The sequence below is a fragment of the Sorangium sp. So ce1335 genome (assembly GCF_051521615.1).
Lineage (GTDB): Bacteria > Myxococcota_A > Polyangia > Polyangiales > Polyangiaceae > Sorangium.
Window position 1 is genome coordinate 11,668,090 of sequence record NZ_CP150363.1, and the last position, 15,193, is coordinate 11,683,282.

Sequence of the window (15,193 nt, forward strand, 5' to 3'; positions counted from 1 at the left end):
GGGCCGATGTCCCGTAGCGCGATGACGACCACGATCCGCCGCCGGCTGGCGAGCGAGGTCGGTCGTATCGACAAGCAGGCGCCCTTCCGCGTCGCGCTGTCTTACCCGTCCCCGTACCGGGCTGGCATGAGCTCGCTCGGCTTCCTCCAGATCTACAAGCTGATCCAGGCCGAGCCCGGGATGGCGTGCGAGCGCGCCTTCCTGCCCGACGACGAGGGCGCCTCCGGCGCCGAGGTCGCCCCGGTCACGTACGAGGGGCTCCGCCCCCTCTCCGACTTCCCTGTCATCGCGCTCTCCGTGGCGTACGAGCTGGAGCTCGCCGGCGTCGTCCGCCTGCTCGAGCTGGCGGGGATCCCGGCGCTCCGGGAGGAGCGCGACGGGCGGCACCCGTTCGTCCTCGCGGGCGGCCCGCTCACGTTCTCGAACCCGCTGCCGCTCGCGGTGTTCGCCGACGCGATCCTCATGGGTGAGGCCGACACGCTGGCGGTCGAGGTGCTCCGGCTGCTGCGGGACGCCCCCTCGCGCGAGGCGGCGCTCGACGAGCTGGCGCGCGTGCCGCACGTCTTCGTCCCTGCGCGCCACGGCGCCGAGATGCCCCCGGTCGCCCAGTGCGACAACGCGCTCCTGCCCGCCTGGTCGCCGATCCGCGCCGAGGAGACGGAGCTCTCGAACATGTTCCTCATCGAGGCGGAGCGGGGCTGCTCGCGCGGGTGCACCTACTGCGTGATGCGCCGCTCGACGAACGGCGGCATGCGCATCGTCCCGAAGGAGCGCCTGCTCGAGCTCATCCCCGAGGACGCGCGGCGCGTCGGCCTCGTCGGCGCCGCGGTGAGCGACCACCCGAAGATCGTGGAGGTGGTCCGCACGCTCGCCGAGCGGGGGTGCGAGGTCGGGCTGAGCAGCCTGAGGCCGGACCGGCTGACCGACGAGTTCGTCGGCGCGCTGAGGCTCGCTGGCTACAAGACGCTCACGACGGCGATGGACGGCACGAGCGAGCGCGTCCGCGAGACGCTGGAGCGGCGCGCGAGGCCAAGGCACCTCCAGCGGGCGGCCGAGCTCGCGCGGCAGCACGGGATGAACCGGCTCAAGCTGTACCTCATGGTCGGCGTCCCCGGCGAGACCGACGAGGACGTCGACGAGTGCGTCTCGTTCGTCACGGAGCTCTCCCGGATCGTGCCTGTCGCGCTCGGGATCGCCCCGTTTTGCCCGAAGCGCAACACGCCGCTGCACGGCGCGCGCTTCGCGGGCATCGACGTCGTGAACAAGCGGCTCGACCGGCTCCGCCGCGGGCTGCGCGGCCGCGCGGACGTGCGGGCGACGAGCGCGCGCTGGGCGTGGGTCGAGGCGGTGCTCGCCGCCGGCGGCGAGGCCGAGGGGCGCGCCGTGCTGCAGGCGGTGCACGCGGGCGGCTCGTTCCGCGATTACGAGCGTGCGTTCGCGCAGATCAAGCGGCCGGAGCCGACGCGCCAGAAGAGCCTGCCGCTCCTCGCGGCCGGGTGAGCGGGGCGGCCGCCCGCCCCGGAGGGCGCGAGGAACCTCATGAAGAAGCTGACCCTCTTCACGCGCGAGCGCTGCCACCTCTGCGAGGACGCCCACGCCGCGCTCGAGCGCGTGCGCGCGCGCCTGCCGTTCGAGCTCGCCGTCGTCGACCTGGACCGCGAGGCCGCCCCGGAGAAGCGGGCGCTATACGACTGGGAGGTCCCCGTCGTCGAGCTGGAGGGGCGGAAGATCATGAAGTACCGCGTCGACGAGCAGCGGCTCGAGCGGCTGCTCACGAGCCCGGAATGACCCGGGGCGGCGTCAGGACGGTTCCGCCCGCTTTCGTCCCGCGCTGCGCTAGGCTATGCCCAACCCCGTGAAGTGGACGACGATCGCGCAGATCCTCTTCATCCTCGTCGCTGCCGTCGCCGTCTACGGCTTCGTGCACGCGGCGCAGAATGATCAGCGCACGACGGCCTGCAAGGCCATGTGCGCGCTGCGCCCGGCCTACGCCGGCCGCAACCGGCTCGCGCCGGACTTCGAGCTGCCCGACATGGACGGCAAGCCGGTCCGGCTCTCATCGTTCCGGGGCAAGACGGTCTTCTTGAACTTCTGGACCAAGACCTGCGCTCCGTGCCTGCAGGAGATGCCGGCGCTCGCGGAGCTCGGCCGGATCGCCCAGTCCCGGAACGACTTCGTTGTCCTCACGATCTCGACCGACGAGGGGCCGGACGACGTGCGGGACGCGCTCAAGGTGGCGCTGAACGGGGATCCGCCGTTCCCGGTCCTGTTCGATCCAGAGTCCAAGGTCGTGCTGGACAAGTACGGCACGCAGCTCTACCCGGAGACGTGGATCATCGACCCGAACGGGATCATCCGGGCCCGCTTCGATGGGGCGCGGGACTGGTCGAGCAGCCTGGCCATCGACGTGGGCGAGATGGTCTCGCGCTGGGGCGGGTGCCCGGTCGACATCTTCAAGGGCCAGCCGCGCGGCGGCTTCGCCTCGGTCTGCACGGACGACTCCTGAGCGGGCGCCGGCGCGGCGGCGCGCGGGACGTCGGCCGCGGGGCGCGCCCCTCGCGCTGCTGCTTGGCGCGTTCGTGAAAGATCGTTATGTGAGTCACCCATCATGACCGCCCGCAGGCCGACGTCGCCGACAGCGCAGCCGCCGCAGCCGCCCGGAGCGGGCGAAGGGGGCGACGGCCGCTCCTCGGACGAGCGGGTCGCGGCCGCGCGGCAGGCGCTGCTCGAGGGCGTCGGCGCCGAGATCGCCGCCTCGTTCCCCGGCATCACCCGCCTCGGGGGGCAGGTCGTCGCCGCGCTGTACCTGGCGGACGTGCCGCGCTCGATGGATGAGCTGAGCCAGGAGCTCGGCCGCTCCAAGAGCAACATCTTCGCGAACCTGCGCGGGCTCGAGGCGGCTGGGATCATCGAGCGCCGGCGCGAGTCGGGCGCGCGGCACGACTCGTTCGCGCTGCGCGGCAAGTACCCGGACGTGATCGTCGGCGCCTACCTCGGCCGCCTGCGCCGCGTCGTGCAGGACAAGCGCGCGCTCGCGCGGCGCGCGCTCGCGCTGCTCGGCGACGCACAGGGCCCGGAGGCCGACGCGATGCGCGCGCGGCTCGACGACCTGTCGCGCAAGTACGACCTGTTCGCGGAGCTCATGGAGCAGCTCCTGCCGTCGATCGACGGCCCCGTCGATCTCGAGCGGCTGATCTCGCAGGTGCCCGAGGCGGTCGTCCGCTCCCTGAACGCCGCCGCCCGCGTCGCGTGGGCCGCGGGCGACGCGATCAGCCGGCTGAGCGGCCGCGCCGGCCGGAAGCGCTGAGCGCCGCTCGGCCTCGCGCGCGGCGCAGGCCCGCCGCGTCAGCCTCGCGGCGGCCGTCCCACACCTCCATGTCATCGCGTTGATCCGGCGATGAGGGCACGGTTTCGTCTCCGGTTTGTCTGACGAGCGCGCCGTGCCCCGCGTTACGGTTGGAGGTCCTTTTCATCTTCAGGAGGTTCTGCATGAGGCGATCAGCGTTTGTTGGGCTCGGGTTCATGGCACTTCTGGCGGCGGCGCCGCTGCTGCCGGCGTGCACCACGGCGCCGGGCGGCGCGGAGCAGGTGGAAGACGCGGAGTCCACGGGCCGCGCGAGCCTGTCGCTCGTGGCGGAGACCAACGGGCGTGTGTACCGGCTGAGCAATGCGCTCTTCGCGATCGAGGGGCCGATCTTCACCTACCTCAGCAGCTCGGATCGCCCGGACGAGACGGTGCTCAGCGCGGCGTTGCCCACCGGCGATTACTGGGGCTTCCTGGAGTCGGGCTGGGTCCTTGAGCGCTACGAGGGGGGGACGTTCGTGCCCGTGCAGGCGACCCTCATCTCCGCCAATCCCGCGACGTTCACGATCTACGATGGAGCCACGACGGAGGTTGTCTATCGGTTCCTGACCGACGGCACGACCGTCACCATCGGGAACGGCCAGCTCGACATCTCCATCGAGGTGACCGAGGTCGGCGGCGGCGGCGCGTGTACGCCGCTCGGCGCCGGCTGCACTGAGCCCGAGTGGTGCATCCCTGGAGAGCTGGTCGGCGGCGAGCCGGCCTGCATCGCGGGAGGTGACATCCCCGTCGGCGGCGCCTGCACCTTCGAGGCTTCCACCGACTGCGTGCCGGGGTCGCTGTGCGGCGACCTGGAAGGGACCGGAGAGGACTTCGGCACCTGCATCGCGCTCTGTCCGCCGGAGCTCCTCGGCGCCCCGTGCGCGAGCGGCGGCATCTGCAGCGACATCGGCTACCCCGAGTTCGGGATCTGCTACTGAGGATCGGGGCCCGCGGCCGCGGTCGCGGCGAGCGCCGCCGCGGCGCGGCAGCGGCGGCCCGCGTCACCCGCGCGGCGGGCAGTCTCGCATCTCGATGAGGATGCCGGTCGACGTCTCGATCCGGTGCATCAGGTTCACCTCCCGGGTCACCGGGGACGGCGTGATCGGGTTGGGCGCGGCGCCCACGATCATCGGCCGGTCGGGGTCGCCGTCGACGAAGACGATCAGCACCTCGATGCCGGGCTTGAGCGGGAAATGGACCCCGTAGTTCGGCCCGGCGTGCGGCTGGATCATCCGCACGAGGCGCGAGGGGAACGCGCGCGACGCGGGATCCCCCGCGTCGAAGTGGAAGCGCACCCGGTAGCGCCCCTGCTCGTCGATGGGCGAGGCCTCCCCGATCTCACCGTCCGGCAGCGGATCGACCAGCGCCGACACCACCCCGTGGATCTTCGGCAGCGGCGTCGCCCGCGGGGGGCGGTAGGCCTGCTCGGCGCGCACCAGCCGCGCGCGATTGACGTACTCCTGCTCGCCGCCGCCACTGCCCTCGATGGCCACCGGCTGCACCGCGCGGTGCTCGACCTCGACGGCGAGGAGCCGCGCGCCGTCGAGCCGCGGGTGGCCCTCGAGCGCGAAGACGGCCCCCGGGATCAGCCGGAGATCGTCGCTCTGGCACTCGAAATAGCGGCTCGACGAGGCCCGCTCCTCCGCGCGGATCTGCGCCAGCCGCTGGCCCTCCTCCGGCGTCTTGTGGTGGGCGCCGTACTCGACCACCCCGCCCCCGAGGCCGGCCGGCGACTCGTGCGCCGCCGTCATGTCGAGCCGCGGTGTCCGGTAGTTGTACTCCTGCATGACGTACGTCGCGGGGAAGGCCCTGACCTGCTCCTTGAGCTCGAACACGTCGCGCCGCTCGCCCCGCGGCCGGAACACCACCTCGTCGCCCCCCGGCAGCGGCTGGAAGCCCGTCTGCTCGTCGGTGAACACCATCACGTCGCGGCCGGACTCGTGCTCGAAGAAGAACGAGATCCCGAGGTGCTCGGCGAGCCGCGAGATGAAGGCCAGATCCGTCTCCTTGTACTGGACGATCATCTCCCGATCCGGGTGATCGCGGTAGAGGCGCATCACCACGTCGTCGGGCCCGAGCCCCACCATCGCGAGCTTGTGCTGGATGAGCTTCGGCACGCTGATGTCGAGGAAGACCTGCTGGAGCTCCACCAGCGTCGCGCGGAACGCCCGCGGCGCGAGCCGGAGCCGGTAGGAGCGGAAGGCGCTCTCCGTCTCGTGCCGGTCCTCCACCTCGGCGATCATGCCGTGCACGGCCCGCTCCTCCGCGCCCTCGACCTCGAACACGAGCGACGCCGTCGCCCCGAGCACCTGCTCGATCGAGAGCTCGGCGCCGTCGCTGCACACGACGTCGATGTCGTACGAGAAGAGCTGGCCGATGGCCTCCTTGCCGTGCACCCCGCGCACCCGGAGGAGGTCGCAGGAGAAATCGTCGGAGTCGAGCCGCAGGATCGGCGCCTGCCGCGCCCGGTCCCGGAGCGCGGCCTTCGCCTCCTTCAGCGCGACGGCCGGCGCCCCGCCCGCCTCGTGGAGCGCCGATCCCGCTGCGCCGAGCTCGCGGAACGGCAGGTGATCGGGCGCCCGCGGGCCGGCGTGGGACGGCGGGAGCTCCCGCGGCCCACCGGCGCTCGCGCCCGGGCGCGGCGGCGGCGCTCCCCGAGGTCCTCCGAGGATCGGCCGCGGCGGCGAGGGCGGTAGCTCGCGAGGCCCGCCGGCGCTCGCCCGCGCCGGAGCCGCGGGGAGCTCTTCGTCGTCCGGAGACGGCGCCGGCGGGGCATCGTCCACCGGCTCGGCCGCCTCCACCGGGCCCTCCGCGCACGCGGCGCGCGCGATCGGCTCACTGCACGGGGGCCCTGCGTCAGGGGCCTCGCGGATGCGCGCGGCGGCGGACGCCGCGGCCACCGTCACGGCGCCGGGCGCGCGGTGCGCCGTCGCGGCCGTGGGCTCACCGCACGGCCGGGCGGCGGCGGGTGCGGACGGCTCGCTGCAACTCAGGGGTTCCGTCGGTTCTCCGTTCATCGTCGCGCCTCCTCCGCGGCTCGCCTGATACCGTAGCCGATGCGGAGGCACGCATGGGCACGCGCGAGGGCGACGGCATCAACGGCAAATACCTCCTCATCGAGGTCCCGAACTTCAACGACGCGGCGTCCGAGGCCGAGGCGATGAGCTCGTACCTGCGCCTCGGCGCGGTCAAGGACCCGAGCCTGGCGGCAAACCCGAGCGCGCCGAGGGCGACCGGCGAGGACCTCGCCGCCCGGGTCACCTCGTTCATCGACGATACCCGGAAGCGCGACGGATGCCCCGATTTCGTCCCCGAGGCCGAGCGGCAGGCCGAGACCGCCAAGCTGCACACCAAGGGTGGCTGGCGCGACCACTCCGACGGCAACCGCATCACCACCACGCGCGGCGACAAGGTCGAGGTCATCAAGGGCAATTACCGCATGCTCGTCCTCGGCCGGCAGGAAGACACCGCCGGCTGGGACGTCTCCGGCGGCCATATCCAGGACGCCACCGATCTCTGGACCGCCGCCACGACCATCGAGTGGGTCCAGAACTACAACGGCACGTGGAAGGTCACCGAGAAGACCGAGAAGGGCGACGTCGACACCACCTACCATGGCGATACGCTCGATCGCTTCTACGGGAACAAGCAGACCAGCATCACCGGCTCCGAGGCCCCCACGGCCGAGCGCCCGAACCCCGTCTGCCTGAGCTCCACCTGGGCCCAGCGGATCGAGTCGTACACCGGCTCCGCGGCCTGCCCAGTGCCGCAGATCCTCGACGAGACCTGGGCCGACCAGATCGCGAGCAAGACGACGGCGACCGCGATCAGCGACGAGACCACCGCGCAGACCCTCTCCAGCACCACGAGCGCCACGTCGATCAGCGACGAGACCACCGCGAGCACCGTGTCCAGCACGACGACCGCCTCGCTCGTCGCGGACACCACCATCGGCGAGGTCCAGTCGGTGACCATCGGCGATACCAGCGACGTCACCATCGGCAACGCGACGTCGATCACCGTCGGCGCCACCGAGGACGTCACGATCGGCGGCCTGGTCGAGCTGACGATCGCGGCGATGCTCGAGGTCTCGCTCACGGCGGGGGTCTCGATCAACATGGGCCCCAAGGCCGAGCTCAACCTGACCAACCGGCAGGAGCTCTCTCAGTTCCGCACCAACGTGAAGAACATCTGCTCGAGCGTCTCGTCGGCCGAGTCGGTGAGCACCGGGGCGTACAACCTCATGTCCGGGGTCATCAACCTGTTCTGATGCAGACCCGGAACCTCACGCCCTTCCCCTTCGGCGCCAAGGTCTGCTCGCGGCGGCCGCCGCAGCCCGAGGCGGTCCTCATCGTCCGCGGCCGGTTCTCGCTCCGCCTGGGCGAGCCGCTCGCGCCGCTGGAAGGGCAGCTCGCGCAAGGGGCGCTGACCGCCGAGACCTTCGAGGGAGGCGACGGCGCGCGCGACGGCGAGTGCTCCTACCCCGGCGATTTCGCCGACTGGAAGCCGGCCGCGGATCTCCTGCTCCGCGGCGCCTGCCGCCCGCCTCCCGGCGAGCCGCCGCGCGAGCACGCCGTGGGGCTCGCGGTCGGGAGCTGGTCGAAATCGCTCCTCGTTCCGGCGCCGCGGGAGGGCCGCCAGGTGCCCGCGCCCTTCGGGCCGATCCACCCGGACTCGCCCGACCGCCGCCGGATGCTCGGCAAGGAGTACGGGCCCTCGTACCGGGAGGCCCGCGCCCCCTGGTACGCCGAGGACTTCGACTGGGCCTATTTCCAGGCAGCCCCGCCGGATCAGCGCCTCGCCGGCCACCTGCGCGGCGACGAGGAGGTCACGCTGCTGAACCTCCACCCCGCCGCGCAGACGGCCTCGTTCCGCCTGCCGGGGCTCCGGATCCGCGCGGTCGTCGAGGACACCCAGGGCCGCGTGCAGGACGCCCGCATGAGCCTCGACACCCTCTTCGTCGAGCCGGACGCGGGCCTCGTGACCCTGACCTGGCGCGGCCACGCCGAGGTGGCCGAGGACGATCTCACCGACGTGCGCGCCGTCGTCATCGCCGCCGAGCCGCTCGACGCCGCGCCGCTGCCGCTCGACCGATACCGCGAGGAGCTCGCGCGGCTCGCCCGCGATCCGCGCGGCCTCGAGGACCTCCCGCCGGAGGTGCGCGAGGCCTACGACCTCGTCCGCGACGGCGCGCCTCGTCCGCCGCCGCCGGCCGCGGACGAGGCGGACCCTGTATCGAAGCTCCTCGCCGAGCGGCTCGGCGGCCTGCACGCGCCGGAGCAGGAGCGCGTGCGGCAGCTCGTCGCGAAGCTCCGGGCCCTGCGCACCCCCGAGGGCGTCGACCTCGAGCGCACCCTCGCGCAGGCGCTCGCGCGGCTCCCGGCGCAGCGGCAGGCCGCCTACCTCCCGGCCACGCCCGCGGGCACGCCGCGCGTCCCCATGGGCGGCGCGCTCGCCGCGCTCGTCGCGCGCGTCGAGGAGCTCCGGCAGGACGCGGCCGCGCGCGGGACGAAGCTCGAGGGCGTCGAGCGCCTCGACGCGCTGCTCGCCGACACGCGGCTCCGCGAGATCATCCCGGGCTATCACCCCCCCGGCGAGGCCGCGGCGTTGCCTCCCGCGCCCGGCCCCGGCGTCGATCTCTCGGGGCAGGATCTCTCTGGCCAGGACCTCTCTGGCCGCGACCTCTCCGGGGCGAAGCTCTCGGGCGCGCTCCTGTCGGGGGCGAACCTCTCGGGCGCGCGCCTCTCGGGCGCGGATCTCTCGCGGGCCGTGCTGTTCGAGGCGAACCTCTCGGGCGCCGATCTCTCCGGCGCCGACCTCTCCCAGGCCAACCTCGGCGGCGCGCGCGCCCCGGCCGCCGATCTGCGCGGCGCCGTCCTCGACCAGACCATCTTCACGCGCGCCGATCTCTCCGGCGCCCGCCTGGCCGGGGCGCGCGGGCGCGGCGCATTGCTCGACGAGGCCGACCTCCGCGACATCGACGGCGAGGGGCTCCGCCTCGAGGGCGCGGTCCTCCAGGCGGCGAAGCTCGATCGCGCGTCCCTGCGCCGCGCCGAGCTCGTCGCGTGCATGTGCGCCGGCTCCTCCGCGAAGGCCGCGGATCTCACCGGCGCCTCCCTGCCGCGCACGAGCTTCTCCGACGCGGATCTGGAGGGCGCGACGCTGATGGATGCGCGGGGCGAGGGCGCGGCGCTGCTCCGGGCGAAGCTCGACGGCGCCGACCTCCGGTATGCCTCCCTCCCCCGGGCGCACCTCTCCTGGGCCTCGGCACGGGGCGCGCGCCTCGCCTGCGCGGTCCTGCGCGGGAGCCGCTTCTACCGCGCCTCCCTGGAGCGCGCCGATCTCGCGCAGGCCGACCTCTTCGGCGCCGACCTCTGCAAGGCGCGCCTCGACGGCGCCTCCTTCGCCGGGGCCAGCCTCTACAGCGCCCGCCTCGAGGGCGCGAGCGCCGCCGGCTGCGACTTCAAGGGGGCGAACCTGCGGCGCTCCAGCCTGGAGGGCGCGTGACGACGGTCAGGGAGCTCTTCGAGCGCATCCGCGCCGGCGCGCCGCTCCACGGCGCCCGCCTCGACGGCCTCGACCTCGTGGCACGGGATCTCGCGGGCCTCGACCTCTCCGGCGTCAAGTTCCTCCGCACCCGCCTGCGCGGCGCGCAGCTCTCGGGCAGCGTCCTCTCGGGCGCGCACTTCGTCGAGTGCGACCTGCGGGAGGCGGATCTCGCGGGCTGCGCGCTGGACGGCGCGCTCGTGCTCGGCTCGAACCTCGAGGGCGCGCGGCTCGCCGGCGCGCGGCTCGTCAGGGCGAAGCTGTCTTACCAGCGCCTCGCCCGCGCCGATCTCTCCGGCGCGACGATCGTCGAGGTCGAGGCGGTGGGCTCGGACTGGTCCGGCGCGCGGCTCGCCGGCGCGACCCTCGAGGGCTCGCGCCTCGACCTCGCGAACCTCGAGGGCGCGGATCTCACGGAGGCCCGCATCGCGCGCGCCTCCTTCACGCGCGCGAACCTCCGCGGCGCGCGGCTCGTCCGCGCCCGCGTCGAGGCCGGCGCCTTCGTGGGGGCCGACCTCGGCGGCGCGGACCTCGACGGCGCGGAGCTCGATCGCGCGCTCTTCGTCAAGGCCGACCTCCGCGGCGCCCGCTTCCCGCGGCGCATGCACGGCGTGGTCCTCGACGAGGCAAAGCTCGGCCGGCCCGAGCTCGCGGGCAAGGACCTCGCCGGGACCGACCTCACGGGCGCGGATCTCTCCGGCCTCGACCTCACGGGCGCGGACCTCTCGCTCTGCTCGCTGCGCGGCGCGGATCTCCGGGGCGCGAGCCTCCGCGGCGCCCGCCTCGAGCGCTCGATCCTCTCGGACTGCGATCTCACCGGCGCGGACCTCCGGGGCGCGAGACTCCTCGGCTGCGATCTCTCGCGCTCGATCCTCCGCGGCGTGGATCTCTCGGGCCGCGACCTGGAGTCGGTGATCCTCGTCGAGGCCGATCTCGAGGGGGCCGATCTCACGGCCGCGCGCCTGGTCCGCTGCATCCTCGACCGCGCGCGGCTCTCGGGCGCGAACCTCACGCGCGCGGTGCTCGAGCAGGCGCTCCTCCGCGGGGCCGCGCTCGATGGCGCCGTGCTCGGCAAGACGATCTTCGATCGCGTCGATTTCACCGGCGTCGATCTTCGCGCCGTCTCCTTCGCCGGCCTCACCGTGCACCGCTGCGCCTTCCTGGAGGCGAACCTCGAGCGGATGAGCCTCCGCGACTGCGATTTCATGGGCAGCGATTTCTCGAAGGCGAACCTGCGCGGCGCCGATTTCGAGGGCTCTATCCTGACGCAGGCCAGGCTCCGCGAGGCCGCGCTGGACGGCGCGAGCCTGCCGAATGTCGTCGCGAAGGCCGCCTATTTCGGCGGCGCCTCGCTGCGCGGGGCGAAGCTCTCGCGGGCCATGCTCCGGTACGCCACGTTCACCCGGGCGGACCTCGAGCGCGCGAACCTCGCCGGCGCGGACCTCCGGGACGCCATGCTCGACCACGCCGAGGCCCGCGGCGCGCTCTTCCTCTCGGCGCGCCTCGAGCGCGCCAACCTGTCGCACGCGCGGGTCGAGGAGGCCGACTTCAGCGAGGCCGACCTCGGCGGCGCCAACCTGCACGCCCTGCACGACAAGGGCGCGCGCTTCTCCGGCGCGAAGCTCCTCGGCGCGCGCCGGACGGACGTCGACCGGCTGGAGGCGGAGGCGTACACGCCCCCGCGGCCGCCGCGGTAGGAGCGGACGCGTGCTGCCTGCGAGCAACTACGGCGCCGGGATGTGCCTGAAGGCGCACGGGCGGGCGGTGATCGCGGGGAAGAGGACCCACGGCAAGGGGGTGGGGCAGGCGATCTGTGCGGCCGAAGGAGACGCGCGGACGGCGGCGGCAGTGCGGGTGATGCTGCCGGTCGGGACGGCGGTGGAGGGTGTCGGCCTTCGCGCGACGAGGGCATCGAGAGGCGCAGAGGCATAGATGTGCAGGCGGAAGAAGAATTCCTATTCCAGCGCCCGCCGCGGCAAGGCCAAGACAACACGGCAGCTCGGCGCCAACTCGCAGGACAGTAACAGCGCTCCTGCCCCGAAGCGCCCCAAGAGCACACCGGAGGAAAGCGCCGTCGCGCAAGAGCCGCACGCGAACAGGGGGGACGATGGATCGCAGCGGTCCCGGATCGACCGGAGTCGCGTCCGGCAATATAACGCCAGCGACGAGGGCCAGCACGAGGAGGGGAGCGAAGAGCGGAGGGAATCCCTGGATGCTATCTTCAATGCTGCCATAGGCAAAGAGTTCGACGACCACGGATCGCTCGAGAGCGTGGAGCTCAATGGTCAGTCGGCACAGATGTTTATGGTCGGGGAGGGAGCGGTCCTCTTCCATGGCGCCAGCAAGGTGTTCAACGCCTTCAAGCCGGGTGGGCAGATCTATCTGTCGAACTACGATACGGCCCAGAGATATGGAAATGGCAGCATCATGATTGTCAAGATCACCGAGAGGCTGAAGCTGATCGATCTGAGCAATGAGGATACGGTGCGCGGCCTCCTGCGGAGCAATGACGATGATGAGCTCAGAGCCCATCTGCAGAAGGTGACTGGCTTGTCGATCGACGCGGAAGGCATGATCTCTGGAACGTTCAAGAAGGGGACCGTCGCCAAGAGTGACAACTTTCTTTGCGCCTGGGCTCGCGACGGCGCGAATTGCCATGGCTTCGTCCGGTTCCCGGTCAATGGTAAGGGATTCCCCGAGGTCGCGATCAACGACACGTCGAAGTGCGCGATCCTCGGCTATTGGAAGAATGCGAAGCTGTTCCCATCGAGGGCCTGAGCTGGCGGACAGATATCGTACCTGTCGAAGAACGCGCGCGACCTCGAGGGCTACCCCTGCGGCCGCCCCGATGACAGCGGGAGGAAGGAGCGAACGGATGCTGCCTGCAAGCAACAACGGCGCCGGGATGAACATCGGATTTCCGGACGTGTGCCTGACGCCGGTGGGGCCGGTGGTGGTGCCGATTCCGTACCCGAACTTCGCGCTCAACGCGATGGCGGTGAATTTCTCGGTGAAGGTGAAGGTATCGATGATGAACGCGCTGAACCTCGGCACGACCATCCCGATGACCTTCGGGATGGAGCCCGGGGTGGCGCACCCGCTCTACATGGATGTCGGGGCCTACGTGGCGGGCAATTCCAAGGTGATCATCGAGGGGTTGCCGGCGATCAATCTCACCTGCCCCACGACCGGAAACGCCGGGAACAACGCGGTGGGCGCGGTGCTGGTGCCGAGCGCGGTGAACGTATTTTACACGTGCGCGGCGGCACCGGAAGAGGTGCTCCCGGACGCGGGGAACGTGGCGCACGCGGCGCTGGGCGATGGGATCGGGGTGATCCGGATCCGCGTGTTCTCGCTGGACGTGCCGGCGCTGGTGCACCGGGCGATGCGGGCGCTCGAGGCGGAAGGGATGCGAGAGCTGATCATCGATTTACGGGACAACCCCGGAGGAGAGCTGCGGGCGTTCGTGGAGCTCGCGGGGGATTTCCTGCCGGCGGGGAGCGTGGTGGCGACGGTGACGGACGGCGACGGGGACGAGATGGTCTATCGCTCGCGGCAGGAGAAGCCGTATTCGGTCCCGGTGACGATCCTGGTGAACCGCGGGACGGCCTCGGCAGCGGAGCTGTTCGCGGGGTGCCTCAAGGCGCACGGGCGGGCGGTGATCGCGGGGGAGAGGACCTATGGCAAGGGGGTGGGGCAGGCGCTGTGCGCGGGCGAGGGGGGCGCGCGGATGGCGGCGGCGGTGCGGGTGGCGCTGCCGGATGGGGCAGAGGTGCAGGGGGTGGGCGTGGGACCGGAGCGCGACGTGGGGACCTCGGGAGGGGGTCATGGGGCGTAGGAAGACGTCGAGGCCGCTCGGCAGGACGACGGCCAATTGCGGAACGGCTTCCACCAAGACGCTCTCGACCCCCAGGCGCAAGGGCCCTGCGGTGGAGGAAGCGAACCCGAGCCGGACGCCGGCAGCCCAGGACTTCATTCAGGCGAAGCTGATCAACGTCTGCGAATGGGTCGAGACGGAGAAGACAGGGATTGTGTCCTGTTCGTCCTGGGACGAGGTCATGAGGGTCCTGCAGGGGGGCATCTACCTGGACAACAATAGCAGTAAGGACCAGGAAGTGAGCATCGAGATCTTCCGGTGTTCGGCGTGAGAAAGGCCGGTCCCGCGCTCACATAACACGGCACATGGCGCACTGCCGATCGTGATGAACGCCCGCCTCCGCGTCGTGCGTGGCGGTCGCCCCGCTCGCGGGGGGCGGATCGGGCTCCGGCGACTTCGTGACCGAGATCTTCTCGAACACGACGATGCCGTCGATCCAGGGCTCTTGGTCGGGCGGTCTCGTGCGCGCGCCGTGCTTCGTCACGGTGTCGATCTCCTTCCCCTTGCGCGCCCATTTCCGCATCTTCTCCTTCCATCGCTCCGGGAGGTCGCGCGCCTCGCAGGCGATGTTCGCCCATGGATCGATGATGATCGCCTCGCCCCAGTCGTCGAAGTTGCCCGGGTATCTCCCGTTCTCGTCGGCCTCCGGCGGGTTCAGGACGACGAAGACGTGATCTCCGCTCGCGAAGTTGCCGTTATCCGCGGTGGGCAGTCGCTTGCCGAGGCGCACCATGTCCACGTTCGCGCCGTGGGCTTCCTCCGGGCGGGAGAGGAGCCATATCGCCAACGCGGAGAGCTCCAGGCAATTGCCGACCTTCGCCTGCGCGACCCGAGCTCCAAAGGCGCGCACCTGGTCCATGCTCATGTGAAGCGGCGACGTGCCCTGCCTGGCAGTCGAGTACGCCAGCTGCCGTGCGTTGACCCACGCCGGATAAGAGTGCTCTTTCTGACGTACCTTGTCCCTCGTGTCGTTTCGCTTGTTGATGGATTTGTAGGGCCACCACGTCAGCCCCGCGCTGGGCGGAGCGGTCACCTCGGCGATCGTCCTGCGCGCCTCTTCGACGACACGCTCCGCCAGATCGAGCAGAGCGTCGCGCTGCTTGGGGCCGACGTCGAGCATCTCGAACTCTGGCGTGTGGTCGCTGCGATCCAACGACGCTCGGTACGCCTCGACCGTCTTATCCCGGGCCAGATCCAGCACGGAGCCTGGCGTGTTGCGGCTCGGCGGCTCGGGCTCGCTCTCTTCGTCCTTCGTCTCGCCGGTTTCCTTCGCGTCGGGGGCGTCGGTCCGGGTCTCGGCTTTCGTCTGGATCGATCGTGAATTGCGGATGGTCGCCGCGCCGCCCTCCGTCTCGGTCGCGGCATCCGTCCCGAGCTTGTGCCCGTTGTGGCTCAGCCGCCGGGCTTTTTTCATGCGCCTCCTC

14 protein-coding genes are annotated in these 15,193 nt (G+C 71.7%); 12 read left to right on the forward strand and 2 right to left on the reverse strand.

Annotated elements, in window-relative coordinates:
- Window positions 1-21: 21 nt before the first annotated feature.
- The 5 genes from WMF24_RS43600 to WMF24_RS43620 all read left to right on the forward strand — a co-directional run bounded on the left by WMF24_RS43600 (window position 22) and on the right by WMF24_RS43620 (window position 4,284).
- The gene (locus tag WMF24_RS43600) at window positions 22-1,500 is read left to right on the forward strand and encodes a B12-binding domain-containing radical SAM protein (RefSeq protein WP_437733390.1); all 1,479 of its coding nucleotides are present in this window, start codon (window positions 22-24) and stop codon (window positions 1,498-1,500) included.
- Window positions 1,501-1,539: 39 nt separating this feature from the next.
- Window positions 1,540-1,788 carry a glutaredoxin family protein gene (locus tag WMF24_RS43605; RefSeq protein ID WP_437733391.1) on the forward strand — a complete coding sequence of 83 codons (249 nt, stop codon included), beginning with the start codon at window positions 1,540-1,542 and terminating at the stop codon, window positions 1,786-1,788.
- 67 nt (window positions 1,789-1,855) lie between these two features.
- Window positions 1,856-2,506, forward strand: coding sequence for a TlpA family protein disulfide reductase (locus tag WMF24_RS43610; protein ID WP_437733392.1), 651 nt, complete (start codon window positions 1,856-1,858; stop codon window positions 2,504-2,506).
- 102 nt (window positions 2,507-2,608) lie between these two features.
- Complete coding sequence (locus WMF24_RS43615) at window positions 2,609-3,307, forward strand: GbsR/MarR family transcriptional regulator (protein WP_437733393.1); 699 nt, start codon at window positions 2,609-2,611, stop codon at window positions 3,305-3,307.
- A 182-nt stretch (window positions 3,308-3,489) separates the two neighbouring features.
- Window positions 3,490-4,284, forward strand: coding sequence for a hypothetical protein (locus tag WMF24_RS43620; protein WP_437733394.1), 795 nt, complete (start codon window positions 3,490-3,492; stop codon window positions 4,282-4,284).
- Window positions 4,285-4,347: 63 nt separating this feature from the next.
- Here WMF24_RS43620 and tssI read toward each other — a convergent pair whose 3' ends face one another.
- Entirely contained in the window at window positions 4,348-6,363 is a 2,016-nt protein-coding gene (tssI, locus tag WMF24_RS43625) for a type VI secretion system tip protein TssI/VgrG (protein WP_437733395.1), read from the reverse strand.
- A 53-nt stretch (window positions 6,364-6,416) separates the two neighbouring features.
- Between tssI and WMF24_RS43630 the strand changes: the two genes are divergently transcribed.
- From WMF24_RS43630 to WMF24_RS43660, 7 genes are all read left to right on the forward strand, one after another.
- Window positions 6,417-7,616, forward strand: coding sequence for a hypothetical protein (locus WMF24_RS43630; protein WP_437733396.1), 1,200 nt, complete (start codon window positions 6,417-6,419; stop codon window positions 7,614-7,616).
- A complete protein-coding gene (locus WMF24_RS43635; RefSeq protein ID WP_437733397.1) occupies window positions 7,616-9,853 on the forward strand; it encodes a DUF2169 family type VI secretion system accessory protein in 2,238 nt (745 codons plus the stop codon). Before WMF24_RS43630 ends, WMF24_RS43635 begins: the two co-directional genes overlap by 1 nt.
- Window positions 9,850-11,589, forward strand: coding sequence for a pentapeptide repeat-containing protein (locus WMF24_RS43640; RefSeq protein ID WP_437733398.1), 1,740 nt, complete (start codon window positions 9,850-9,852; stop codon window positions 11,587-11,589). The genes WMF24_RS43635 and WMF24_RS43640 overlap by 4 nt, the downstream gene beginning before the upstream one ends.
- A gap of 10 nt (window positions 11,590-11,599) precedes the next feature.
- Window positions 11,600-11,824, forward strand: a complete 225-nt coding sequence (locus WMF24_RS43645; RefSeq protein ID WP_437733399.1) for a hypothetical protein — start codon at window positions 11,600-11,602, stop codon at window positions 11,822-11,824.
- Window positions 11,825-12,670 (forward strand): hypothetical protein, encoded by an 846-nt coding sequence (locus WMF24_RS43650; protein WP_437733400.1) that lies wholly within the window; start codon window positions 11,825-11,827, stop codon window positions 12,668-12,670.
- 97 nt (window positions 12,671-12,767) lie between these two features.
- On the forward strand, window positions 12,768-13,730 hold the full coding sequence (locus WMF24_RS43655) for a S41 family peptidase (RefSeq protein ID WP_437733401.1): 963 nt from the start codon (window positions 12,768-12,770) through the stop codon (window positions 13,728-13,730).
- 91 nt (window positions 13,731-13,821) lie between these two features.
- On the forward strand, window positions 13,822-14,040 hold the full coding sequence (locus WMF24_RS43660) for a hypothetical protein (protein ID WP_437733402.1): 219 nt from the start codon (window positions 13,822-13,824) through the stop codon (window positions 14,038-14,040).
- Between the two features lie 18 nt (window positions 14,041-14,058).
- On the opposite strand, the gene WMF24_RS43665 is transcribed toward WMF24_RS43660, so the two are convergent.
- Window positions 14,059-15,183 carry a hypothetical protein gene (locus WMF24_RS43665; RefSeq protein ID WP_437733403.1) on the reverse strand — a complete coding sequence of 375 codons (1,125 nt, stop codon included), beginning with the start codon at window positions 15,181-15,183 and terminating at the stop codon, window positions 14,059-14,061.
- Between the last annotated feature and the right edge of the window lie 10 nt (window positions 15,184-15,193).